Source organism: Sagittula salina (assembly GCF_017813235.1).
In the GTDB taxonomy this organism is placed as follows: domain Bacteria; phylum Pseudomonadota; class Alphaproteobacteria; order Rhodobacterales; family Rhodobacteraceae; genus Sagittula; species Sagittula salina.
The window spans coordinates 37,746-60,612 of sequence record NZ_JAGISH010000008.1; the positions used below are offsets into that span (position 1 = coordinate 37,746).

Sequence of the window (22,867 nt, forward strand, 5' to 3'; positions counted from 1 at the left end):
CATGGGCCAATCAGGCGCCAAACATGTTGGGTGGGGATGCCCCCGCCCCCCCTGCCAGCAAGGAGTGAGAGATGCGGCTGATCTTTATGGGAACGCCCGAGTTTTCCGTCCCGGTGCTGGAGGCGCTGGTCGAGGCCGGGCACGAGATCGCCGCCGTCTACTGCCAGCCGCCGCGCCCGGCGGGGCGGGGCAAGAAGGCGCGTCCGACGCCGGTGCATGCCCGTGCACAGGAGATGGGGCTGGAGGTGCGCCATCCGGTTTCTCTGAAATCCAGCCATGAGCAGGCGGCCTTTGCCGCGCTGGGGGCCGACGCGGCTGTCGTGGTGGCGTACGGGCTGATCCTGCCGCAGGCGATCCTCGATGCTCCGAGGCACGGCTGCCTGAATATTCACGCCTCACTGTTGCCGCGTTGGCGCGGGGCGGCGCCGATCCATCGCGCCATCATGGCTGGCGACGACATGACCGGCGTCTGCATCATGCAGATGGATGCGGGGCTGGATACCGGGCCTGTGTTGCTGCGGCAGGCGACCCCCATCGCGCCGGGCGAGACCACCGGCGACCTGCACGGTCGTCTGAGCCAGATCGGTGCCGCGGCCATCGTTCAGGCGCTGGACAGGTTGCCTTCGCTGACGGCGGTTCCGCAGACGGAAGTGGGCGTCACCTACGCGGCCAAGATCGACAAGGCGGAGGCGGCCATCGACTGGACCCGCCCGGCGGCAGAGATCGTACGGCAGATCAACGGCCTGTCGCCGGTCCCGGGAGCGTGGACCCATGTGGAGGGAGAGCGGGTGAAACTGCTCGCCGCCGCGCTCGCCGAAGGGCAGGGCGCGCCGGGAGAGGTGCTGGACGACGCCTTTACCCTGGCTTGCGGCGAGGGTGCGCTGCAGGTGCGGCGGGCGCAGCGGGCGGGCAAGGCCGCGCAGGACGCGGTGACCTTTCTGCGCGGGCAGCCGCTGGCTGCGGGCACGCGGCTGGGCTGAGGTCTCTCTTGGCAGCGGCGTCGGAGCGCCGCATAGTGCAGTCCAACCCGGCCCGCGCCAGTTCAGGGAAGGACCCGCCATGCCTGCCCTTTTTGGCACTGTCGTTATCGCCGGAATTGTCGGAATTGTCGGCTACGCCTCCGAGCGCAGTGGCTTTGCCCTCAACGGTGTGCTGTCTTCGATCCTCATCTGCGTCGGCGGTGCCTTCCATTTCTATTTTGTGCAGGTCCTGTTTCATGTCGGGTTTCGCAGTCCGGGGATGAACGTCACTGTCGCCTCCATCGGGGCGTTGGCCATCGTGCCGACGCGCTACCGGGGTTCGGCCCGTCGCGACCGGCAGGAGCTTTAGGCCCATGTCTTTAGTCTTTCTCGTCATTATCGGCGCGGCGGCGGGGTTCATCGCCACGCGATTGCTGGGGATCGAGGCGGGGCTGCTGCCCACAATCGGCATCGGCGTGCTGGGGGCGCTGCTGGGCGGGCTGGTGTTGCGGTTTCTGCTGGTGCTGACCGGCATGGCCGCGGGCCTTGTCGGTGCGGTACTGGGGGCGATGCTGTTGATCTGGCTCTGGCATCTGGGGACGCGGCGTTAAGCGGGCGCCGGATTTTCCGGCCCTGAAATCGAAGCGTTGGCTTCGCAGGTGCAGTCCGGTCATCCCAACAGAAACTGCACGCAACACCCCTCTGCACGGGGCTTCGTGCGTATTCGCACAAAACACCTGCAATCGCCGTGGTTTTCCCACGGCCCGCACGGCCCTAACTTGCCTCTCAGGACAAGGAGGACGGCAATGGGTGAATTGGTTGACGGTGAATGGCACAAGGGCTGGTACGACACCAGCAAGACGGGCGGCGAATTCAGACGGACCACCACCACGTGGCGCAACTGGATCACCGCCGATGGCAGCGCTGGACCTTCGGGCAAGGGCGGTTTCAAGGCCGAGCCGGGGCGCTACCACCTGTATGTCGCCTATGCCTGCCCGTGGGCGCATCGCACGCTGATCTTTCGCAAGCTCAAGGGGCTGGAGCGTCTCGTCTCCGTCGATGTGGTTCATCCGGACATGTTGGAGGAGGGCTGGACCCTCGAAACCGGCTTTGCCGGGAGCACGGGTGACAGCCTCTTTGGCAAGCGCTACCTGCGCGAGATTTACACCGAGGCTGATCCGAAGGCCTCCGGAAAGGTCACGGTGCCGGTTCTGTGGGACAAGCAGCGCGGCACCATCGTGTCGAACGAAAGTGCCGAGATCATCCGCATGTTCAATTCCGCCTTTGACGGGCTGACCGGCAACACGGACGACCACTGGCCCGAGGATCTGCGCGAGGCGATCGAGCCGGTGAACGCGCGGATCTATGACACGGTGAACAATGGCGTGTACAAGGCTGGATTTGCCACTACGCAGGCGGCCTACGACGCGGCGGTGGAGCCGCTTTTTGCCACGCTCGACTGGCTCGAAGCGCGGCTGTCGGAGAACCGCTATCTGATGGGCGACCGGGTAACGGAGGCCGATTGGCGGCTCTTTACCACGCTTGTCCGGTTCGACACGGTTTACCACGGGCATTTCAAATGCAACCGCGCGCGGCTCGTCGATTATCCGAACCTCTGGGCTTACACACGGGAGTTGTACCAGTGGCCGGGCGTTGCATCGACGGTGCACATGGACCACATCGCGCGGCACTACCACTACAGCCATGAGACGGTGAACCCGCACCGCATCGTGCCTGCCGGGCCGCGACTGGATTTCTCGGCCCCGCACGGGCGACACCACCTGTAGGGCGTCAGGCAGCGGGGGCGGCGGCGTAGTGCTGCGCCACGGCAGCGAGGTCGTCGGGGGCGGTGGCCCGGTGCATGCAGGCGCAGGTATTGCGACAAAGCGCAAAGATCGACCCGTCGGAAAAGAAGTCGCGCGCGGTGATGAAGATCACTCGCACGCGCGGCTGTCGGTATTGCGCGAGATCGGAGACGGTGAAGGCATCGCCGCCGTCAAGCTCAACGTCAAGGATGATGAGGTCAAAGAAGTCCTCTCTCAGTGCGGTGATGGCCTCCGCCTGCGTGGTGGCCAACTGCACCCGCATGCCACCGCGCCGAATATGTGCGGCCCAGAGGCGAGCCAGCGGTTTTCGGCTCTCGACAATCAGTACCTGCAAGTGCTCCTCCGTTTTCCTTTAGCATTCATCCTCGGGGATCGGCCCCGGGGGACGGATACGTGTTTGCGAAACCTGGAACGGTGCCAGAGTGCATTCACCTGACTTAATAACAGGTTAATTATTCACTCACGTTTGTGCGCACCGCAGCGCTTGTGAGGTGCCCCGGAGGGTGACGAGCGGCCGCTTGTACCCCGGGGGCGCTCTGTTACTGTGCCGACAAAACGACACGGAACGACACGACCGGGAGGGGCCATGCGCTTGTCTTTCATCCTCGCGGGGGGCTGGTTTGCCGCCCTCACAGCGACCGCGGCCCTTGCCCAGGAAGCAGTTGTCCAGAAACCAGTTGCCGGGGATTCAACGGCGCAGGAAGTCGAACCCGCAGAGGTGCCCTGCGGCGGGTCCTTTGCCAGCTTCGTGCAGGGCATGAAGGATGAGGCCGTCGGCATGGGGCACGATCCGGATACGGTGCAGCGCTTCTTTGCCGGAATCAGCCAGAGCCAGTCGGTGCTGAAAGCCGACCGGCGGCAGGGTATCTTTCAGGACCCGTTCATTACCTTTTCCCGCAAGCTGATCTCGCAGGACCGGCTGAATAGAGGGCTGGCGCTGGGCCGCGAGTGGGCGCCAATCTTCCAGCGCATTCAGGATGAATACGGTATCGCGCCTGGAGTGCTTCTGGCCTTCTGGGCTTTCGAGACGGACTACGGGTCCTTCCAGGGCGATTTCAACACCGCAAATGCGCTGGTGACGCTGTCGCATGACTGCCGCCGTCCCGAGTTGTTCCGCCCGCAGGTATTCTCGGCGCTGACACTTTATGAGCACGGCGATTTCGATCCGGCCACCACCACCGGCGCCTGGGCGGGGGAGATCGGGCAGGTGCAGATGCTGCCGAAGGACATCATAGAGAACGGCGTCGACGGAGACGGCGACGGTCACGTGATGCTGAAGACTTCGGCCGCCGATGCGCTGATGTCGGGTGCGAAGATGCTGCACCACCTCGGTTGGCGTCCGAACGAACCGTGGCTGCAGGAAATCGACCTGCCGGGCGACCTCGACTGGTACGACACCGGTCTGCAGACGACAAAGACCGTGGCGGAGTGGGAACATCTTGGCGTGCGCGGCGCGAACGGACCGTTGGACGACGGGCGGCTCGAGGCCTCGGTTCTGCTGCCGCAGGGCCGCAAAGGACCGGCCTTCCTCGCCTATCCCAACTTCCGTGTCTATTTCGAGTGGAACCAGAGCTACACTTACGTGCTGACGGCGGCCTATTTCGGAACCCGCCTGATGGGGGCGCCCGCCTACGATCCGGGCAACCCGGAACCGGGCCTGTCGGGCGAGGAAATGAAGCTGCTGCAAAGGAAACTCGCGGCGCGTGGCTTCGACGTGGGCGAGGTCGATGGCATCCTAGGGTCCGGCACCCGCAACGCGGTGCGCGACGTACAGCGCGAACTGGGCCTGCCAGCTGACGCATGGCCGACCCGGGTGCTGCTCGATCGCCTCTAAGTCCTTTTGCCTTCAGGGGAACCGGGCACTGCACCGGAGCGTTTGCCCGGCATGAAACCGACGATCCTCTTGCCCCTTTTCGGCCCCGTGGCGCTGGCCTTTCTGGCTGGCTGCCTGCCGCCCGAGGCGGAAACCGAGATTCCCGACGCTCTGCAGGGACGCTGGGGGCTCACGCTGGCCGACTGCCAGGCGGGCCGATCCGACGCCAAAGGCTTGATGGTTGTCGGGCCGGACGGGCTCGACTTCTACGAAAGCCGTGCGGTGCTCGGCCGTCTCTCCGCCCGCGGCGAAGACCGTGTGCAGGGCAGTTTCGCCTTTACCGGCGAGGGCCAGAGCTGGACCCGGCAGGAGTCGATGTCGCTGAACCCCGATGGAACGCTGACGCGGCGCGAAACGGCGGACGACATGCCGCCGTTTTCGCTGACCTATCAGCCCTGCCCGTAAAAACCGACCTGCCCGACAAAGAAGTACGTTCCATGCTGACCTTCATCCTCGCCGCCCTGTTCGGTGCAGCATTGGCCGAACCTGCCCGTCCGGGTCGTACTGAACCGGGCCGCACCGAACAGCGGGGCGCGCGGTGACCCGGTTCGGCACTTTGCGATTTGGGCCCTCGGGGGACATTCCGAACAATCCAGACCTGCCGGTGGTGATCATGGCGGGCGCCTTCGCCCCGCGCGGACCCGACGCAATCTGTTCCATGCTGGAGGAGAACGGCTGGGGTGGCACTTGGGTCTGGACGGTCTTCGGCGACCATCACTTTCACCCCGATGCCCACGAAGCGCTGGCAGTGGCAAGCGGCCATGCGGCGCTGATGCTGGGTGGCCCCGACGGCCGGGCCGTGCGGGTCAGCGCGGGCGACGCGCTTGTGCTCCCGGCGGGCACTGGTCACCGTTTGATGACACAGTCGCCCGACTTCCGCGTTTGCGGCGCCTACCCGCCGGGGCAGGCGGGCTACAGCACCCGCCGCGCCGCGACGGCAGAGGACGCCCGACGCATCGCCGCTGTTCCTCTGCCCGACACGGACCCGGTGCACGGGGCGGACGGTCCCGTGATGCGCGCATGGCGCAGGGAGCGCGCGGCGCGCTGAAGCGTCACGAGATGATTTCGAACTTCGTGACGTCGACCATGCCGCGGTCGGTGATCTTCAGCGCGGGAATTACCGGCAGCGCGAGGAATGCCAGTTGCAGGAAGGGTTCCTCCAGCGTGACGCCCAGCGTCTTTGCCGCCGCGCGCAAATGCTTCAATCGGTCGCGTACCGCCTCGAAAGGATCGAGCGACATCAAGCCCGCCACCGGCAAGGCCAGTTCCGCCAGCACTTCGCCGTCCTTCACAACGACGAAACCACCCTCGATCTCGCCCAGCCTGTTTGCCGCCACGGCCATGTCGTCATAAGAGGCGCCGACGCAGGCGATGTTGTGGTGGTCGTGGCAGACAGTGGAGGCGATGGCCCCTGCCTTCAGCCCGAATCCCTTCACGAATCCGGTGGCGATATTGCCGTTCTTCCCGTGCCGCTCCACCACTGCGATGCGGATCAGGTCGCGGCCTGTGTCTGGCGATTTGTCACCATTCTCGATGGGGATTTCCTCGTGCAGGTGATCGGTGAGGATTTGCCCCTCGCGAATGCCGATGACGTCGGTCTCCACCTTGTTGCCGCGGTGGCGAAAGTCCTGCGCCGTGACGCGTGGCGCCTTGACGGAGTGCCGCCCCACCGGGTCGATGACCGCGCGCCTGGCAAAGGCCGCGTCGTCCACCACGACGCCGCCCGCCATGACCATCCGCGCATCGCAGGCGTCTAGCGACCCCAGCGCCACGATATCGGCGCGCTGGCCCGGCGCGATCTGGCCCCGGTCCTTCAACCCGAAAGCTTCCGCCGCCGACAGCGACGCGGCGCGGTAGGCGGCCAGCGGCGGCGTGCCGAGGCGGATCAACTCGCGGATCATGTAGTCGAGGTGGCCGTGTTCGCCGATATCCAGCGGGTTGCGATCGTCTGTGCACAGGCACATGTAGGATGCCGTGCGTTCGGTCAGCAGCGGCTGCAAGGCGTGCAGATCCTTGGAGACGGAGCCTTCACGGATCAGCACCCGCATGCCCTTGCGCAGCTTCTCCAGCGCTTCGTCGGCGGAGGTCGCCTCGTGCTCCGTCCGGATCCCCGCGCTGACATAGGCGTTCAGGTCCTTCCCCGACAGCAATGGACAGTGACCATCGATGTGCCGGCCTTCGAAAAGCCTCAGCTTCTGCATGGCCTGGGGGTCGCGGAAGATCACGCCGGGGTAATTCATGAATTCCGCCAGCCCGAGGCCGGAGGGGTGCCCCATCAGAGCCGCGATCTCGGGTGCGTTCAGCGCCGCCCCGGCCGTCTCCATGTGGGTAGAGGGCACGCAGGAGGACAACTGCACCTTGATATCCATCAGCGTGTGCCGGCTCGCCTCCTGAAAGTAGCGGATGCCGTCGCTGCCGATCACGTTGGCGATCTCATGCGGGTCGCAGATCGCTGTGGTGACGCCGCGCGGCGTCACGCAGCGATCGAATTCAAAGGGCGTGACGAGGGAGGATTCGATGTGCAGGTGCGTGTCGATGAAGCCCGGCACCAGCACCAGCCCTGAGACGTCGATCACCTCGTGCCCCTCGTAATGCGCCATGATGCCAACGATGGTGTCACCACAGATCGCCACGTCGCCTTCCAGCAACTCGCCGGTGATCAGGTCAAAGATCCGCCCGCCCCGGAGGACGATATCCGCGGTCGAGTCGCCCTTGCCTTGCGCAATGCGTGTTTCGAGATCGCTCATAGCCGCGTGCCTCTTGTCCTCGTTTTCGCAAGAGTCGCACGTGATGGCCGCGAGGGGAAGAGGGGGCCATGTCCGGCCGTCAAATGCAAAACCGGGAACAGGGCGCCGAGGGAGGATGGACACCCGGCGGACTCAAGCCGGTGGACGGAAGAAATTCCGTTACTGCCGTTTGATGCCACCTTCATTTGGGCCTGACCAACCGCGCGGCCCATTTTCGTGCGGAAATGCAGGAGGGGTGAGAGGGCCCTGCTCCCGCCGCCCTTTGCGCGGGTCGCCTCGCGGAACGCGAGGGGAAACCTCTCAGGGAACCAAGGCCTTGATCCCCGCGGCATGCGCGGCTGTCGCTGCAAGGGTGTCGGTGGCCAGGTCCCGGGCACTGGCGAGCGGGTCGTCGCAGATGCGGTCGATCAAGCCCCAGGTGAGCGCTTCTTCCACCGCGATCTTCGCACCCGCCATGAAGATCATCTTTGCCCGGCTCGGTCCCGCGAGAGCGGCAAGGCGCCGGGGGTCGGAGGGTTGCGGCAGATAGCCCAGCTTCATCACCGGGTAGAAGAGCTTGGCTCCCGGTACCGATATGCGCAGGTCGCAGGCCAGTGCCATGCCCATCGCGCCGCCCGCCACTGTGCCGTTCAACGCGCAGATCGTCAGGCCAGGGTGCCGCACTATGGCCCCGGAGAGCCATTCCCAGAGCGGCGACGTCGCCAGTCCCGCCTTCGCCGCGTCGAGGTCGGCGCCGGCTGAAAAGACCTTTCCCGCGCCGGTCAGCACAAGCACGCGGGCCGCGCGGGCGTCCTCGGCGATTTCGCAGAGTTGCCCAAGCATCTCCGGCGTGAGGGAGTTGGCCTTTTCCGGGCGGTCGATGGTGGCGATCCAGAGATCGCCATCCCGCTCCAGCCGGATCACGCGAGGCCGACCTGTCGGCGGATGCCGGGGTCGCGCAGCGAGATTTCGTCGCCAAGGAAGCCCGCCGCCTCCGCGCCACACATCCAGACCAGCGTGCGGGCGACCCACTCGGGCGGGATGTGGTCCGACCAGTCGAGCCGACTGACCGGGTTGATCCCCGAAGCCTTGATTTCCCTCTGCATCTGCGTGGCCACAGTGCCCGGCGAAAGCGAGATGGCCCGGATGCCGCGCTCGCCATATTCCTCGTGGGCCATCCTGGTCAGCATCAGCGCCCCAGCCTTGGAGGCGCAGTAGTGCGACCAGGCTTCTACCGGGGCGTGCGCCGCACCAGAGCCGATGGTCAGCACCGTGCCGTGGCCCTGTGCCAGCATCACCGGCAGCGCTGCCCGCATGCCATGGAACACGCCCTTTAGGTTGATGTCGATAACCTGTCCCCAGGCGTCCGGGTCGGCCTCTGCCATATGGGCGACGGGTTCGATCACGCCAGCGTTGTTCACCAGGACGTCGAGTCCGCCGTGTGCCTGCTGGCATGCGGCCACGGCCTGTTCGACCTCCCAATAACGCGATATGTCGCAGGGGATTGCCACCGCCTGCGGGCCGATCTCTCCGGCGAGATCGGCGATGGCCTCGGCGCCACGCGCCACCAGTGCCACCTTTGCTCCGGCGGCGGCAAAGGCGCGCGCGGCCTCTGCCCCGATACCCCGGCTGGCTCCGGTGATCAGAACCACCTTGCCCGCCATGTCCGCGCTGTTCGTCATGCGAAATTCCCCTCCTGAGGTCTCGCCACGGTGGTAAAGCGAACATAGTATGGAATCCAGCCCCTTGACCCGCTGCACAGGCCTGCAACACTTCGCCTGATTGCCCAGCACACTTCAGAAAGGTTCATTATGACCCGCATTTCCTCCGTCTCCGTGCTCGCCCTTGCCGCAATGGCGGGGCCGGGCTTTGCCGATATCACGCCCCAGCAGGCCTGGGACAGCATGGAGGCGTACCTGACTGGTTTCGGCTATACGATCGACGCGCGGGAAGAGGCGTCCGGCGACGTTCTGACGCTGCGCGACCTCACGCTGACCATGCCGGTGCCTGAGGAGGACGGCGAGGCTGTCGTGACCATTCCGGATATGACCTACACGGCAAAGGGCGACGGGTCGGTCGACATCACCATGCCGGAGAACGGTCTGGTTGGGATCGCTTTTGGCCCGGCAGGCGGGGTGCCGGAGGGCAGGGTGAACCTGTCGCTCAGCCACTCGGGCCTGTTAATGAATGTAGCGGGCAGCGAAGGCGACATGACGTATACCTACAGCGCCGAACGCATGACGATGGCGCTGGACAGCATCACCGACGGGGGCGAAGCGCTGCCCGAGGACATCATGCGCGTCACCATGAGCGCGGGACCGATTTCCGGTACATCAAGGGTGACGACGCAGGACGGGCTGCAGTCCGTGATGCAGGATGCACGCTATGGCGACATCAGCTACGATTTCGCTTTCAACAATCCCGATGATCCCGAAAGCAAGGGCATGTTCAAGGGCACGCTGAAGGGGCTGACCGGCACGGGCACCACGTCGATTCCCGATAATGCCGATTTCGAGGACCCGGCAGCGATCTTTGCCGCTGGCATGGCAGTGGATGCCACGGTCACGCACCAGGGCGGACAGACGGAGTTCAATTTCCAGGACGGATTGGATGTGGTGACGGGCCAGATGGCGTCTCAGGGCGGTACGGTCAGGGTCGATATGTCGAGCGCGGGGATGGCCTACGACGTTTCGGCGCGGGGGCAGACGGTGTCGATGATGGTGCCGGATGTGCCCTTCCCGATCGAGGCGCAGTTCACGGAGGCCGGTTTCTCCTTCGACCTGCCGCTGGCGAAGTCCGACACGCCCGTACCCGCGCGTCTGTCGATCCGGCTGGGCGATTTCACGATGGCGGACATGCTGTGGAACATCTTCGATCCCAACCAGGTGCTGCCGCGCGACCCGGCCACCATTGGCGCGACGCTAGAGGCGCAGGTGACGCCCATGGTCGATTTCATGGATCCCGAAGCGATGGCCGCGGTGGAAGATGGCGAGGTCATGCCGGGCGAACTGAACAGCGTCACGCTGAAGGATCTCATAATCAGCGCCGTGGGGGCGAAGATCACCGGGGCGGGGGATTTCACCTTTGACAACAGCGATTTCGAGACGTTTGACGGCTTTCCGGCCCCGGAGGGCGCGCTGACCCTGCAGATCGCGGGTGTCAACGGCGTGATCGACAAGCTGATCCAGATGGGCCTCGTGCAGGAGCAAGACGCCATGGGCGCGCGGATGATGCTGGGCATGTTCACCGTACCGGGGGCGGATCCGGACACCGCGAGCTCGAAGATCGAGGTCAACGGCGAGGGCCACGTTCTGGCGAATGGTCAACGGATCAAGTGACGGTCCGCCGGTCGGGGACCAGGAGATACTGGGCGGGGGAAACCCCGCCCTTTTCCGTATGCGCCGGTCGGTTTGGTCGGTGAACCGGTCGGGCTTTTGCGTCACAGGGTCGCGGCTGGCGCCGCGGCAGGGATAGCCGCGCCTTGTGGCGCGGCGTTGAGGGGTTCTGTCCCCTGACGCGTCATACGCCCCGACAGCCTGGGGAAGGGGGCTCTGCCCCCGTCGCTCCTGCGGCGCGACTCCCCCGAGGTATTTCGGAACCGAAGAATTTGGCGCGTTTCCGCCTCTCGGTGGGGGGTGTCAGGTCCTCAGCGCGGGAAGGCCGACACCAGTGGATTCGAAACCACCGTCCACCGCGAGGACCTGCCCCGTGACGTAGGATGCCTTTTCGGAGCAGAGGAAACAGATCACCTCTGCCAGTTCGCGTTCGGAGCCATAGCGGTTGAGGGGAATGGAGTCGTGGTAGGCCTTGATGATCTCGGGACTGTGCACGGCGACGGAGAGTTTCGTCTTTACCGGGCCGGGAGCGACGCAGTTCACGCGGATGCCGTATTCGCCCAGTTCCGCCGCGTACTGCTTGGTCAGCTGGATGACTGCGGCCTTCGAGGTGCCATAGGCGACGCGCAGGGTGGAGGCACGCAGGCCGGAGATCGAGGCGATGTTGACGATCGCGCCCTTTGCCTGTCTCAGCGCGGGGGTGCAGGCCTGCGAGCAGAGAAAGACACCGTCGAGATTGGTTTCCATCACGCGGCGCCAGATGTCGAAGCTGCAGTCCTCGACCGGGCCGAATTCTGCCACGCCCGCGTTGTTCACCAGCGCGTCGATGGAGGGGGCCCAGCCGGTCGCTTCGCGCACCATGGCGCCGACGTCCTGCGGATTGGAAACGTCACGGCAGACAGCCAGCACATTGTCGCGGTCGCCTGCCACCTTTTCCAACTCTGAACCATCGCGGTCGACCATGGCAACCTGCCAGCCCATCTCGCGGAAGAGGTCGGTGGTGGCGAGGCCGATTCCCCGAGCGGCACCGGTGACAATGGCTGTCTTAGGTCTTGAATTCATTTGGTATACCCTCCCTGTTGGCCGCACCTTGCCACGGGCGGCGCGCGCGGGAAAGAGGCGTTCCCGCCTCTCGAAATCGAGGCTGGCCCTTTGGCGTGGCAGAGGGCTGATTCCCGCCCTCCGGCTCGAACCGATGGTGCCGAAATGGTGCCGAAATGCAATTGCGCGGAGTATTTCAGAAGCAGAGAAGCCGGAGTGCGGGAAGCCTTGGCGTTCAGTCGCGCATGAGGTCGGGCAGGTCACCGGTGAGGCCCGCCGCTTCGCGGATGAAGCCGCGGCGCAGGGAGGGGAGAGCGCCCACCGCTGCCATGCCGAGATCGCGCGCGGCCCGCAACACCGGGTTGTCGTTGGAAAATAGCCGGTTGAACAGGTCGGTCGAGGCCGCCAGCGTCGCCGTGTCCCAGCGCCGCCACGACTGGTAGCGCGCGAGGGTGTTGCTGGCGGCGATGTCCTCTCCGACCCGGTGGGCGTGATCCAGAACGTGGGCAAGGGCCGCAACGTCGCGCAGCCCCGCGTTCAGACCCTGTCCCGCGATAGGGTGCATGCCGTGTGCCGCATCGCCCACCAGCGCGAGACGCTCGGCCACGAAGCTGTTGGCCAGCGTCAGTCCCAGCGGATAGGTAAAGCGTTTGCCGGCGAGCGAGATTTCCCCGAGGAAGTCGCCAAAACGGGGCCGGAGAACGGCGAGGTAGTCCTCGTCCGGCAGTGCGTTGATGGCGCGGGCGCGGTCGTCGCGTTCGCTCCAGACGATGGAGGAGCGGTTGCCCGGCAGCGGCAGGATCGCCAGCGGCCCGGGGGGCAGGAAAAGCTGGTGTGCCGTGCCCTCGTGCGGTTTCTCGTGGGCGATGGCGCAGACCAGCGCGGTCTGTCCGTAACCCCAGCCGGTGCGGCGGATGCCCGCGCGGCTCGCTGTGCCGGAGGCACGCCCGTCGGCGCCGACGATGAGACGCCCGGCGATGGTCTCGCCGCTGTCGAGCGTGACGGTGGCTCCCGTGGCGGATGTCACCTGGGCGGTGACGCGCGCGCCGTCGCGGGTTTCGATCAGCGGGGATGCCTCTGCCGCCGCCTTCAGGGCGCGCCGCAGGTAGCGGTCTTCCAGCATGTAGCCCATCGGGCCTTCTTCGATCTCGGCGGAGTCGAAGTGCAGCCCGAGGAAAACCTGCGCGTCGCCGGTGCGGCCGTCGGAAACCTTGATGTGATGCATTGGCTGGGCGTTATCCACCAGCCCGTCCCACAAACCGAGATTCACCAGCATCCGCTGCGAGGACAGCGCCATCGCGTAACCGCGTCCGTCAAAGCCATCCTGCTGCCGGATCTCGCCGGGCAGCGCGTCGAGGACGATGGACGAGAGCCCGGAGCGGGCGGCGGCGAGCGCGAGCGCGGGGCCGTTCAGGCCACCGCCGACGATGATCAGATCGTGTTCCATGGGGCGGAATATGGCCGCGTCTTCGGGATTGTCCATGCGATTTCGCAACGCTACCGTCTGCGCGTACGCGCAAGGGGGAGAGACCGCATGACCGACTGGACCAAAGCCACCGCCGCCGAACTGGGCCGCGCCGTGGAGCAGGGTGCCGTGGACCCCGTTGCGTTGACGGAAAGCTTCCTCGACGCGATCCGGGGCCACGCGATGCGGGACCGCATCTACGCGCGCCTCACCGAAGACCGCGCGCTGGCAGAGGCGAAGGCAGCTTCGAACCGGGCAAAGGCGGGGCTGAGGCGGCACCCGCTCGACGGGGTGCCGATTTCGTGGAAGGACCTTTACGACACGGCCGGTGTCGTGACAGAGGCCGGGTCCGCCCTGCTGAAGGGCCGCGTGCCGGAGCGTGATGCGGAGGTGCTGCGCCGCGCCATGCTGAACGGTCTGATCTGCCTTGGCAAGACGCATATGTCGGAGCTGGCCTTCTCCGGTCTCGGACTGAACCCGGTGACCGCGACAGCGCCTTGTGTGAACGATCCCGATGCGGTGGCGGGCGGGTCTTCGTCGGGGGCTGCGGCCTCCGTGGCCTTCGGGCTGGCGGCGGCGGGGATCGGGTCGGACACCGGCGGATCGGTGCGGCTGCCCGCCTGCTGGAACGATCTTGTCGGGCTGAAGACCACCTCGGGTCGTCTGCCGCTGACCGGGGTGGTCCCGCTGATCGAGAGCTTTGACACGGTGGGGCCGCTTTGCCGATCGGTGGAGGATGCGGCGCTTCTGCTGTCTGCCATGGAGGGCGCGCCCGCGCCGGACCTCGGGGGGGCCTCTGTGAAGGGGCGCAGGATCGCGGCGTTGCGCACAATCGTGCTGGACGATCTGGATGCGGGGCCGGCGGAGGCTTACGAGGACGCGCTGGCCCGGCTGGCGGGGGCCGGGGCGGAGATCGTGCCGCTGGACTTCCCCGCTATCGAGCGTCCGCACCGCGACAGCGCCATGCTATACACCGTGGAAGCCTGGGCCACATGGGGGGACGCCATCGAGGCCAATCCGGACGCCATGTTCGCACCGATCCGCGAGCGTTTCGAATCGGGCAAGACGCATTCGGGCGCGGCCTTCCGCGCCGCGTGGCTGCACCTGGAGGCGGTCCGGGCCGACTGGGCGCGGGCCACGGCCGGATTCGACGCGGTGATCTGTCCCACCGCGCCCAACATGCCGGCACGGCAGGCAAAACTGATGGAGCAGGGCGACTACTACGTGACGGAGAACCTGCGCACCCTGCGCAACACCCGCATCGGCAATCTGCTGGGCGGCGCCATCGTGACATTACCGACGCGAACGCCCTCCTGCGGCGTCTCTCTCATGGCGGCGCCCATGGCAGAGCACCGACTGTTGCGCATGGCCCACGCGGCAGAGGCGGTGCTGCGCGCATGACGCCGGGCGGGCGCGGGTCAAGCCGCGCCGCCCATGACACGTCAAACCCACAGCACCATTGTCACTTTCCGGCCACAGGCAGTCACTGGCCCGTCAAGATGATGGACAGCCCACCCCCAAATTCCGTATCCTGTCGCCAATCGCGGGGCGGCAAACGACCCCGCATCCAGAGGCAGCAGAGCTAATCCATGTTCCCCGAGCGGTTCTCGAACCTACCGGCCTATGCATTCCCGCGCCTGCGCGCGCTGCTCGACGTGCACACGCCGGGCGGTGCGGTGCGGCATATGTCCATTGGCGAGCCGAAGCACGCTTTTCCGCAGTGGATCACGGACACGATCGCCACGCACGCGCATGAATTCGGCAAGTACCCTCCGAACGAGGGCACACCGGAACTGCGGGCCGCGATCCGCGACTGGGTTTACCGGCGCTACGACGTGATGCTGGACCCGGAACGTCAGGTGATGGCGCTGAACGGGTCGCGCGAAGGCCTGTACAACGCAGGCATGGCGCTGATGCCGGAACAGAAGAACGGCAAACGGCCCGTGGTGCTGATGCCGAACCCTTTTTATCAGGTCTACATGATCGCCGCGATCTCGGTCGGGGCGGAGCCGCGTTTCGTGCCCGCCACCGCAGAGACCGGCCACCTGCCGGATTTCACCGCCGTCGACCCGCAGGTGCTGAACCGAACGGTGGCGGTCTATATCTGTTCGCCCGCGAATCCTCAGGGCGCCATGGCGGACGCTGGCTACTGGCGGGCGCTGATTGCGCTCGCCGAGCAATACGATTTCCAGATCCTTGCCGACGAATGCTACGCCGAAATCTACCGCGATGCAGCGCCCACCGGGGCGCTGGAGGTGGCAAAGACGATGGGCGCGAACCCGGAACGCGTCGTGTCCTTCCATTCGCTGTCGAAGCGGTCGAACCTGCCGGGGCTGCGGTCGGGCTTTGTCGCGGGCGGGCCGGAAAGCATCGCCCGCATGAAGCAGTTGCGCGCCTACTCGGGTGCGCCCCTGCCCCTGCCAATCCAGCGCGCATCCGAAAAACTCTGGGCCGAGGAGACCCATGTCTTGGCCAATCGCGCCCTGTATTGCGAGAAATACGCGCTGGCGGATGAGCTTCTGGGACAGGTGCCGGGCTATCTGAGCCCGCAGGCGGGGATGTTCCTCTGGCTGCCGGTCGAGGATGGCGAGGCGGCGGCGCTGAAACTCTGGCAGGAGACCGGCGTGCGCGTGCTGCCGGGCGCTTACCTGTCCCGGGACGTGGACGGCGCCAATCCGGGCGCGGGCTACATCCGTGTGGCCATGGTCGCGCCCTTTGACGAAACGCAGGAGGGGCTGACCCTCATCCGGGACACCCTTTACGGATAAAGACAAAAAGACGAGGCGGAACAATGGCATCCTATCAGGTCAACCAGACGAACCGGCGGCGCGACCCGCTGCTCGATTCGACCACGGCAGAGGCGCTGGAAAAGCGCACCCGCGAACTGGTGGGCCTGGCACTGGTCGTCATCGGGCTCATGGTTTCGGCGATGATCGCCTCCTACACACCGGACGACCCGTCGTGGCTCTCGGCCACGGACGCGCCTGTCCAGAACTGGATGGGCACGTTGGGGGCATATATCGCGGCGCCGCTGTTCATGATCGTGGGCATGGGCGCATGGGCGCTGGCGCTGGTGCTGCTGGTCTGGGGCGGGCGCTTTGCGCTGCACCGGGCGGAGGGGCGGGCATTCTCCTGTCTGATCTTCGCGCCGATCTGGCTGGCGCTGTGTTCCGTCTACGCCTCCGGTCTGCCGCAGGGAGCGGGGTGGTCGCATCACTTCGGGCTGGGCGGGCTGTTCGGCGACATGGTCATGGGGTCCGCCCTGACCGCGCTGCCGCTGTCCCCTGCCGTCGGCCTGAAGGTGATGATGCTTCTGACGGGGCTGGGCATCCTCGCGCTGGGCGCCTTCGTGTTGGGCTTCACCCGCGCCGAATTGTCCGCCATCGGGCGTTTCCTCGCCCTTGGCGTGGTGATGACCTATGCCCAGATCGCCCGGCTGCTGGGCCTCGGCGCCCAGGCAGGGCTTTCGGGCGCGGTGCGCAGCGCCCGCATCATGCAGGAAAAGGCATCCGAACGTCGCGCGACAAAAGCCGCCGCCGCAGAAGCGCAGGCGCTGGCCCATGAGGGCATCCCCCCGATGATGGCGAGTTCGGCGGGTGCCTCGCGTGTGCGCCGCTCCGTGCCGGCAATGGACGACAGCCTCGACGTTCCACTGCTGGATGACTACGATATGATGCCCGCGCCGGATTACGCGCCGCTCGCAGCCCCCGCCGCCGAGAAGCCGGAGAAGGCCGGGAAGGGCGGTTTCCTGTCGCGTATGCCCGCACTGATCCGCCGGGCAGAGCCGGAACCGATGCCGCAGCCCGAACTGGTGGACCATCAGGTGCGTCACGACGTCGATGCGCCGCGTCCGGATCGCATCAGTGCCAAGATCGCCCACGCGGTGAAGACGCGCCGCCCGGAGGCCCCGCCGTTGGCCGCGCACAAACCCGATCCGTCAAAGCCGTTGACCAAGGGCCGTGGCTACGGGCCAAAGCCATTGATCTTCAACTCCGCGCCGGGTGCCCAGGCGGGCCTGCCGCCGGAACCGCCGGTAACGGCCGGGGCACCGATTCTGCCGCCGGAGCCGCCGCTGACCGCCGCGTTGGCGCGCACCATGGCCGCCCCGGCGCTGACCGCGACTCGCGGCGGGGTGCCCCAGGCGGCGGCGCCCTTCGCGGAGGCAGCTTTCGGGGAAGCCTCCTTTGGGGCGTATGACGCTTCGGCCTATGACGCAGCCGCGTATGATGGACAGGCCGGTGACATCCAGCCCCATGACGATTACCCTTATGAGGCGGGGCGATACGGCGCCGCCCCGGAGGCTCCTGCCGCGACCCCGTCCGTCGCGATCCACCAGCGCACGCTGCAGGCGGACGCCTATAGCGAACTGACCGACTTCGACGATTATGGCGAAGACTACGACGACGGGCGCCAAGACAGCGACGGCGATGCGCGCGACGACGAGGCAGAAGGCTTCGACGACCGGTCCTGCGAGGAACAGGCGCTGGAGGCCGACGCATGGGAGTCCGATACGACCGTCCCGCCCGCCCCGCCGATGCCCGCGCCAAAAGCCCCGCCGGTGGTGCGCGCGGGCGCCGCCGTCGGCAGCCACGGCCAGATCCCCTCGGCCAAGAAGGTCGTGCAGCAGCCCCTTCGTAAACCGGTGCAGCTCTCGACCCGCGCCCAGTTGGAGGCGCAGCCCAGCCTCGCCTTCGAGGAGAAGGCGGTCGAATACGAATTGCCGCCGCTCTCGCTGCTCATGTCGCCGGACCGGATCGAACGCCACGTGCTGTCCGACGAGGCGTTGGAGGAAAATGCCCGGATGCTGGAAAGCGTCCTGGACGACTACGGCGTGAAGGGGGAAATCGTTTCGGTCCGTCCCGGCCCCGTCGTGACCATGTACGAACTCGAACCCGCGCCGGGCCTCAAGGCGTCGCGCGTGATCGGCCTTGCCGACGATATCGCGCGGTCGATGTCGGCCCTGTCCGCGCGCGTCTCGACCGTTCCGGGGCGCTCCGTAATCGGTATCGAACTGCCAAACGACAAGCGCGAGATGGTCTGCTTCCGCGAAATCCTGTCGTCGCGCGACTACGGTGACGGCAACCACAAGCTGCCTCTGGCGCTGGGCAAGGACATCGGCGGCGGCCCCATGGTCGCAAACCTCGCCAAGATGCCCCACCTGCTGATCGCGGGGACGACAGGCTCCGGTAAATCCGTGGCCATCAACACCATGATCCTCTCGCTGCTGTACAAGCTGACGCCCGAGGATCTGCGGCTGGTGATGATCGACCCGAAGATGCTGGAACTGTCTGTCTATGATGGCATCCCGCACCTGCTGTCCCCCGTCGTGACCGACCCGAAAAAAGCCGTTGTGGCGCTGAAATGGGTCGTGGGCGAAATGGAGGACCGTTACCGCAAGATGTCCAAGATGGGCGTGCGGAACATCGACGGCTATAACTCCCGCGTGAAGGACGCGCAGGAAAAGGGCGAGATGTTCTCTCGCACCGTTCAAACCGGGTTCGACGACGAGACCGGCGAACCGGTGTTCGAGACCGAAGAGATTGTCCCCAAGAAGATGCCCTACATCGTCGTCATCGTCGACGAGATGGCCGACCTGATGATGGTTGCCGGCAAGGAAATCGAAGCCTGCATCCAGCGTCTGGCGCAGATGGCGCGGGCCTCGGGCATCCACCTGATCATGGCAACGCAGCGGCCTTCGGTCGACGTCATCACCGGCACGATCAAGGCGAACTTCCCGACCCGGATTTCCTTCCAGGTGACGTCGAAGATCGACTCGCGGACCATCCTCGGGGAGATGGGGGCCGAACAGCTGCTGGGCATGGGCGACATGCTGTATATGGCTGGCGGGGCAAAGATCACGCGCTGCCACGGGCCGTTCGTGTCGGACGAAGAGGTCGAGGAGATCGTCAACCACCTCAAGGCCTTCGGCCCGCCGGATTACGTCGGCGGCGTGGTGGAGGGCCCCGACGAGGAGAAGGCGGACAACATCGACGCGGTGCTTGGCCTGAATACCGGCGGCAATACCGGCGGCGAGGATGCGCTTTACGATCAGGCCGTCGCCATCGTGATCAAGGACCGCAAGTGTTCCACCTCCTACATCCAGCGCAAGCTGGGCATCGGCTACAACAAGGCCGCGCGACTGGTGGAACAGATGGAGGACGAGGGCGTGGTGTCCCCCGCGAACCACGTGGGCAAACGCGAAATCCTTGTTCCGGAACAAGCCTGACCCGAGAACCGGCGCGATCCCGCCCGAAAGCGGCGGGATCGGCCAGCCTGCGCCGAAGCCGGGCCGACGCCCCGCGAAGCGGATCGACCGGGGGCCGCCCGGTCCTGTAGACCGACAACCGACCGCTGCACCGACGGCCCGACAGCCGACGAATGCGAGAAGGCCCCGCCGCCATGCAAATCCTCTACGCCATCGCTGCAGTGATTGCCGCCGCCACCGCGCTCGTGACCGTAGTTCCGGACACCGAGTCGCTGCCCATGCCTGCCATGGATGGTAGTTTCCCGGTGGAGCGTTACGTGGTGCCGCCGTCCCAGCCAGTGGCGGGCCACGCGCAGGGTTTTTTCGCCAACGACTGGTGGCAATGGCTGATGGCGGCGCCCGCCGGTCAGAACCCACAGGACGATTCCACTGGCCACGCTTGCGCCCGCGATCAGCGCAGCGACGTCTGGTACCTCGCCGGAGCGGTTTCGGCGAAACCGCAGCGCCGAACCTGCACAATTCCCGCCGGACTTCACCTCTTTCTGCCGCTGAGCGCGGTTTACGATACCACGGCGGCCGCGCGCCCGATGACCTGCGCGCAGGTTCGCGCCAGTGCGGCCCATGTTGCCGCTGCGCCGGTGACCCTGCGCGTCACGGTCGATGGAAGCCCGGTGCCCGCCCCCGAGAGGCTGAGGGTATCCTCCAAGGAGTGCTTCGACCTCACTGCCCGGGTTGATCCCGCGCGGGGCGTCGGGAGCCTGTATCCCACCGCAACAGAGGGTCATTTCCTGATGCTCCGTCCGCTGCCGCCGGGGCGGCACCTTCTGACACTGAAGGTCGGCAAACCCGAGGGATCGAAGGCCATGGCCAAGGTGACGCAGGACGTGACCTATGACCTGACAGTCCTGCCGCCCGACCGCTAGGCGGGCGCGGGCGTCGTCACTTGTAGAAATCCACCGCCGTCAGCGCAAAATCGATCCGGCCGGAGGCGGCTGCCAGCGGCAGCGCCAGGCCAAGCAGACGCTGATAGCCCAGCACGCCCTTGGGCCCGGAGGCGTCAAAGAACTGCGCACGTTCCGAGAGGACCGCCTCCATGATCGCCTCGAATGTCGGGGTGCCAGGGCAAGTATGCTGGCGCTCCGATAGACAGGCGCCTTCCGTCTTGGAGAGGTTGAGCGCGCGCAGCGCCGGCGAGACGTAGATGACGCGGAAATCATCCGGCTGCGCATCGGCAGCGGGGCGCACAGCCTCGGCCAGGCTGACGGCAAGCTCGGATCCGACGACATGAAGAAAACGCATCCCCTCGATCTGCGGTGGGACCTTTGGATCGTGGCGCCATGAATCCCATTGCATGAGCATTCGGCGCAGAGCCGGGCTCATCTGGGACAGGTATGGAGCGATGTGGTTCACCGGAAAAGTTCGCTGCGGAAGGGTGCCGATCGGGCCATTGCTCGGTCTATACCATACAGCATACAGCTTGGGTCCAATTCTTCCAACCTTTTGCCGTCGACACAATGTCTCGGGCGGGCGTTCTTTGCTGGTCCGCGGAGTCGCCGCGCGGGATCGGCGTGGGATTGCCGGACGTGATGCGGGTGCTTGAAGGCGGGCCAGGGAGGGTCGATATCGGATGAAACGGGGCTTGATATCGCATGACAGCGCGCTCCATGCCATATGAAGCATTCATCCCATCCGAAAGGACCCGCATGTTCCGCACGTTATTCTCGGCTCTAGCAGCCCTCGTTCTGGCTTTCGCTGCGCTCCCGGCGGCGGCGCAGCAGCTGTCGCTGAAACAGATATCGACCTACCTCAACGCGCTCCAGACGGTGCAGAGCCCCTTTACCCAGATCAATGCCGACGGCACGATCTCGACCGGGACCATCGCAATCAGCCGTCCGGGAAAGGCGCGCTTTGACTACAACGCCCCCGAAAGCGGGCTGGTGCTGGTCTCTTCTGGCGCGGTCTACATCATCGACCGCAAGCTTGGCGGCGACCCGGAGACCTACCCCCTGAACCAGACGCCGCTGTCGATCATTCTCGCGCGGAACGTGGACCTCGGCACGGCGGGGATGGTGACCGGGCACAGCTACGACGGGACCGCCACCATCGTAACCGCGCAGGATCCAAAACGGCCGGAGTACGGATCGATCCAGATGAAGTTCACCGCCGATCCGGTAGAGTTGCGGCAGTGGATCATCACGGACCGCGATGGCACGAAAACGACCGTGGTTCTGGGCGGGCTGGAGAATGTGAAACTGCCGCTGAGCAAATTCCTGCCCTGAACCCTTCGTACGCCAGGATTGCCCGCCCGTGTGTCCTGGCCTGCGGGCGGTGGCCTGAGGGCGGTGGCCTGCGGGCGGTGGCTCAGGCCATTGCACGGCATGGCGTGGCGCGAGAAGCCTTTCGTGCATTGGAGCCCGGCGAGGCCTGGGCCATCCCGGGCCAAGTACAGGTCTAGGTCCAGGTTTAGGTCTGGCAGGCGGGCGGGGCGGAGGCCGAGCTGTTCCGTAGATTGCAGCGCCCCCGGGTGAGACAACGCGTGAAGCCGGGCATTCGAAGCACCATCCTGACGTTGTCAAGGTTGGAAAGGAAGCAGGGGGGGGCGCTGCCCCCGCCGCTCCTGCGGAGCGACTCCCCCGCGGTATTTGCCGAACCAAAGAAGCAGGGGCCCACGCAGACACCCGGACGCGGAACATCGGGTCCGATCGAGAACACCCGCCCAACGGGGCGGGCGCCCTGTTTCAGCGTGCGTGGCGGCAGCGGGCGAGTTGGCTCTGGTAGGTCAGTGATCGCTGGCCGACTTCTGCGGAAACGCGCAGCAGCCATGACTTTGCGTTGTAGGATCCGTTGCGGTAGCCGGTGCGCCCCTCGTGGTAGGCGAGGTAGTGGTTGCGCGCGTCCCACATCGGAATGCCAAGCTGATCGCTCGTTTGCCGCATGTACCAGCCCATGAAGTCCGTGGCGTCCCGGATGTCGTCGCGCCGCGCGTTGCGGCGACCAGAAGAGGCGAGGTATTCCTTCCACGTCCCGTCCAGCGCCTGGCTGTATCCGAAGGCCGAGCTTTGCCGCCCCACGGGGATCACGCCCAGCGTGAACCTCAACGGTGTCCGGGCGTCCGAGTCGAACTTCGATTCCTGGTAGATCGTCGCCATCTGGACGTGCACAGGCACGCCCCATTTGCGTTCAGCGGTCTTGAACGCGCGGTAATAGGTCGGGCGCTGTCGGAGGATCGAACAGGCGTCGTCGAGGTCGTCGGGCGACACGCCGGAGCCGCCTCCGCCACCGCAGGAAGCCAGCACAAGTAAGATCACCAGCGCGCGTAGAAGTCTGCTCATCTGCCTCTCGCGTCGTTTTGGTCTTTTGTTATTAGAGCTATTTTAACGCATGGTCCGCCAAGTGGAAATGACAATTCGCGCCTCTTGCGTGCGGCGGCGCAAAGT

21 protein-coding genes are annotated in these 22,867 nt (G+C 66.0%); 13 read left to right on the forward strand and 8 right to left on the reverse strand.

The features are described 5' to 3' along the window. Window positions 1–71 precede the first annotated feature (71 nt). The 4 genes from fmt to J5474_RS14595 all read left to right on the forward strand — a co-directional run bounded on the left by fmt (window position 72) and on the right by J5474_RS14595 (window position 2,746). Window positions 72–980, forward strand: a complete 909-nt coding sequence (gene fmt, locus J5474_RS14580; protein ID WP_209361656.1) for a methionyl-tRNA formyltransferase — start codon at window positions 72–74, stop codon at window positions 978–980. A gap of 79 nt (window positions 981–1,059) precedes the next feature. Next, entirely contained in the window at window positions 1,060–1,329 is a 270-nt protein-coding gene (locus tag J5474_RS14585; protein WP_209361657.1) for a hypothetical protein, read from the forward strand. Window positions 1,330–1,333: 4 nt separating this feature from the next. Next, window positions 1,334–1,570 (forward strand): GlsB/YeaQ/YmgE family stress response membrane protein, encoded by a 237-nt coding sequence (locus tag J5474_RS14590; RefSeq protein ID WP_209361658.1) that lies wholly within the window; start codon window positions 1,334–1,336, stop codon window positions 1,568–1,570. A gap of 195 nt (window positions 1,571–1,765) precedes the next feature. Next, complete coding sequence (locus J5474_RS14595; protein ID WP_209361659.1) at window positions 1,766–2,746, forward strand: glutathione S-transferase family protein; 981 nt, start codon at window positions 1,766–1,768, stop codon at window positions 2,744–2,746. A 4-nt stretch (window positions 2,747–2,750) separates the two neighbouring features. Here J5474_RS14595 and J5474_RS14600 read toward each other — a convergent pair whose 3' ends face one another. Further along, window positions 2,751–3,119 carry a response regulator gene (locus J5474_RS14600; protein WP_209361660.1) on the reverse strand — a complete coding sequence of 123 codons (369 nt, stop codon included), beginning with the start codon at window positions 3,117–3,119 and terminating at the stop codon, window positions 2,751–2,753. Between the two features lie 252 nt (window positions 3,120–3,371). On the opposite strand from J5474_RS14600, the gene J5474_RS14605 reads away from it, so the two are divergent. From J5474_RS14605 to J5474_RS14615, 3 genes are all read left to right on the forward strand, one after another. Further along, window positions 3,372–4,619, forward strand: coding sequence for a lytic murein transglycosylase (locus tag J5474_RS14605; protein WP_209361661.1), 1,248 nt, complete (start codon window positions 3,372–3,374; stop codon window positions 4,617–4,619). 51 nt (window positions 4,620–4,670) lie between these two features. Beyond that, window positions 4,671–5,063, forward strand: coding sequence for a hypothetical protein (locus J5474_RS14610; RefSeq protein ID WP_245216486.1), 393 nt, complete (start codon window positions 4,671–4,673; stop codon window positions 5,061–5,063). 133 nt (window positions 5,064–5,196) lie between these two features. Further along, complete coding sequence (locus J5474_RS14615) at window positions 5,197–5,706, forward strand: cupin domain-containing protein (protein ID WP_342454048.1); 510 nt, start codon at window positions 5,197–5,199, stop codon at window positions 5,704–5,706. A gap of 4 nt (window positions 5,707–5,710) precedes the next feature. Here J5474_RS14615 and ade read toward each other — a convergent pair whose 3' ends face one another. The 3 genes from ade to J5474_RS14630 form a co-directional block, all read right to left on the reverse strand. Next, entirely contained in the window at window positions 5,711–7,405 is a 1,695-nt protein-coding gene (ade, locus tag J5474_RS14620) for an adenine deaminase (protein WP_209361662.1), read from the reverse strand. Window positions 7,406–7,705: 300 nt separating this feature from the next. Beyond that, window positions 7,706–8,308, reverse strand: coding sequence for an enoyl-CoA hydratase/isomerase family protein (locus J5474_RS14625; protein ID WP_209361663.1), 603 nt, complete (start codon window positions 8,306–8,308; stop codon window positions 7,706–7,708). Next, window positions 8,305–9,066: an SDR family oxidoreductase gene (locus J5474_RS14630; protein WP_209361664.1), complete on the reverse strand. Its 762-nt coding sequence runs from the start codon at window positions 9,064–9,066 to the stop codon at window positions 8,305–8,307. Before J5474_RS14630 ends, J5474_RS14625 begins: the two co-directional genes overlap by 4 nt. A gap of 129 nt (window positions 9,067–9,195) precedes the next feature. On the opposite strand from J5474_RS14630, the gene J5474_RS14635 reads away from it, so the two are divergent. Further along, window positions 9,196–10,722 (forward strand): DUF2125 domain-containing protein, encoded by a 1,527-nt coding sequence (locus J5474_RS14635; RefSeq protein ID WP_209361665.1) that lies wholly within the window; start codon window positions 9,196–9,198, stop codon window positions 10,720–10,722. Between the two features lie 300 nt (window positions 10,723–11,022). On the opposite strand, the gene J5474_RS14640 is transcribed toward J5474_RS14635, so the two are convergent. Continuing rightward, complete coding sequence (locus J5474_RS14640; protein WP_209361666.1) at window positions 11,023–11,781, reverse strand: SDR family NAD(P)-dependent oxidoreductase; 759 nt, start codon at window positions 11,779–11,781, stop codon at window positions 11,023–11,025. A 214-nt stretch (window positions 11,782–11,995) separates the two neighbouring features. Continuing rightward, window positions 11,996–13,243 (reverse strand): UbiH/UbiF/VisC/COQ6 family ubiquinone biosynthesis hydroxylase, encoded by a 1,248-nt coding sequence (locus tag J5474_RS14645; protein WP_209361667.1) that lies wholly within the window; start codon window positions 13,241–13,243, stop codon window positions 11,996–11,998. 51 nt (window positions 13,244–13,294) lie between these two features. Here J5474_RS14645 and J5474_RS14650 point away from each other — a divergent pair, with 51 nt between their 5' ends. The 4 genes from J5474_RS14650 to J5474_RS14665 all read left to right on the forward strand — a co-directional run bounded on the left by J5474_RS14650 (window position 13,295) and on the right by J5474_RS14665 (window position 20,353). After that, entirely contained in the window at window positions 13,295–14,626 is a 1,332-nt protein-coding gene (locus tag J5474_RS14650) for an amidase (protein ID WP_209361668.1), read from the forward strand. Between the two features lie 188 nt (window positions 14,627–14,814). Further along, window positions 14,815–15,993: an aminotransferase class I/II-fold pyridoxal phosphate-dependent enzyme gene (locus J5474_RS14655; RefSeq protein ID WP_209361669.1), complete on the forward strand. Its 1,179-nt coding sequence runs from the start codon at window positions 14,815–14,817 to the stop codon at window positions 15,991–15,993. Window positions 15,994–16,016: 23 nt separating this feature from the next. Then, complete coding sequence (locus J5474_RS14660) at window positions 16,017–19,451, forward strand: DNA translocase FtsK (protein ID WP_209361670.1); 3,435 nt, start codon at window positions 16,017–16,019, stop codon at window positions 19,449–19,451. A gap of 173 nt (window positions 19,452–19,624) precedes the next feature. Beyond that, complete coding sequence (locus tag J5474_RS14665; protein WP_209361671.1) at window positions 19,625–20,353, forward strand: hypothetical protein; 729 nt, start codon at window positions 19,625–19,627, stop codon at window positions 20,351–20,353. A 16-nt stretch (window positions 20,354–20,369) separates the two neighbouring features. Here the strand turns inward: J5474_RS14665 and J5474_RS14670 are convergent, their stop codons facing one another. Then, the gene (locus tag J5474_RS14670; RefSeq protein ID WP_209361672.1) at window positions 20,370–20,729 is read right to left on the reverse strand and encodes a hypothetical protein; all 360 of its coding nucleotides are present in this window, start codon (window positions 20,727–20,729) and stop codon (window positions 20,370–20,372) included. 404 nt (window positions 20,730–21,133) lie between these two features. Here J5474_RS14670 and J5474_RS14675 point away from each other — a divergent pair, with 404 nt between their 5' ends. Then, window positions 21,134–21,709, forward strand: a complete 576-nt coding sequence (locus J5474_RS14675) for a LolA family protein (RefSeq protein ID WP_209361673.1) — start codon at window positions 21,134–21,136, stop codon at window positions 21,707–21,709. Between the two features lie 459 nt (window positions 21,710–22,168). On the opposite strand, the gene J5474_RS14680 is transcribed toward J5474_RS14675, so the two are convergent. Further along, entirely contained in the window at window positions 22,169–22,762 is a 594-nt protein-coding gene (locus tag J5474_RS14680) for a transglycosylase SLT domain-containing protein (RefSeq protein WP_209361674.1), read from the reverse strand. Window positions 22,763–22,867 lie beyond the last annotated feature (105 nt).

What these genes read in the sequence shown, in the direction of transcription:
- J5474_RS14660 (WP_209361670.1), top strand. Translation starts at nt 16,017, where the DNA reads ATGGCATCCTATCAGGTCAACCAGACGAACCGGCGGCGCGACCCGCTG.
- J5474_RS14585 (WP_209361657.1), top strand. Translation starts at nt 1,060, where the DNA reads ATGCCTGCCCTTTTTGGCACTGTCGTTATCGCCGGAATTGTCGGAATT.
- J5474_RS14645 (WP_209361667.1), bottom strand. Translation starts at nt 13,243, where the DNA reads ATGGACAATCCCGAAGACGCGGCCATATTCCGCCCCATGGAACACGAT.
- J5474_RS14680 (WP_209361674.1), bottom strand. Translation starts at nt 22,762, where the DNA reads ATGAGCAGACTTCTACGCGCGCTGGTGATCTTACTTGTGCTGGCTTCC.
- J5474_RS14630 (WP_209361664.1), bottom strand. Translation starts at nt 9,066, where the DNA reads ATGACGAACAGCGCGGACATGGCGGGCAAGGTGGTTCTGATCACCGGA.
- J5474_RS14670 (WP_209361672.1), bottom strand. Translation starts at nt 20,729, where the DNA reads ATGCGTTTTCTTCATGTCGTCGGATCCGAGCTTGCCGTCAGCCTGGCC.
- J5474_RS14595 (WP_209361659.1), top strand. Translation starts at nt 1,766, where the DNA reads ATGGGTGAATTGGTTGACGGTGAATGGCACAAGGGCTGGTACGACACC.
- J5474_RS14655 (WP_209361669.1), top strand. Translation starts at nt 14,815, where the DNA reads ATGTTCCCCGAGCGGTTCTCGAACCTACCGGCCTATGCATTCCCGCGC.
- J5474_RS14675 (WP_209361673.1), top strand. Translation starts at nt 21,134, where the DNA reads ATGTTCCGCACGTTATTCTCGGCTCTAGCAGCCCTCGTTCTGGCTTTC.
- J5474_RS14605 (WP_209361661.1), top strand. Translation starts at nt 3,372, where the DNA reads ATGCGCTTGTCTTTCATCCTCGCGGGGGGCTGGTTTGCCGCCCTCACA.
- ade (WP_209361662.1), bottom strand. Translation starts at nt 7,405, where the DNA reads ATGAGCGATCTCGAAACACGCATTGCGCAAGGCAAGGGCGACTCGACC.
- J5474_RS14650 (WP_209361668.1), top strand. Translation starts at nt 13,295, where the DNA reads ATGACCGACTGGACCAAAGCCACCGCCGCCGAACTGGGCCGCGCCGTG.
- J5474_RS14640 (WP_209361666.1), bottom strand. Translation starts at nt 11,781, where the DNA reads ATGAATTCAAGACCTAAGACAGCCATTGTCACCGGTGCCGCTCGGGGA.
- J5474_RS14610 (WP_245216486.1), top strand. Translation starts at nt 4,671, where the DNA reads ATGAAACCGACGATCCTCTTGCCCCTTTTCGGCCCCGTGGCGCTGGCC.
- fmt (WP_209361656.1), top strand. Translation starts at nt 72, where the DNA reads ATGCGGCTGATCTTTATGGGAACGCCCGAGTTTTCCGTCCCGGTGCTG.
- J5474_RS14635 (WP_209361665.1), top strand. Translation starts at nt 9,196, where the DNA reads ATGACCCGCATTTCCTCCGTCTCCGTGCTCGCCCTTGCCGCAATGGCG.
- J5474_RS14590 (WP_209361658.1), top strand. Translation starts at nt 1,334, where the DNA reads ATGTCTTTAGTCTTTCTCGTCATTATCGGCGCGGCGGCGGGGTTCATC.
- J5474_RS14665 (WP_209361671.1), top strand. Translation starts at nt 19,625, where the DNA reads ATGCAAATCCTCTACGCCATCGCTGCAGTGATTGCCGCCGCCACCGCG.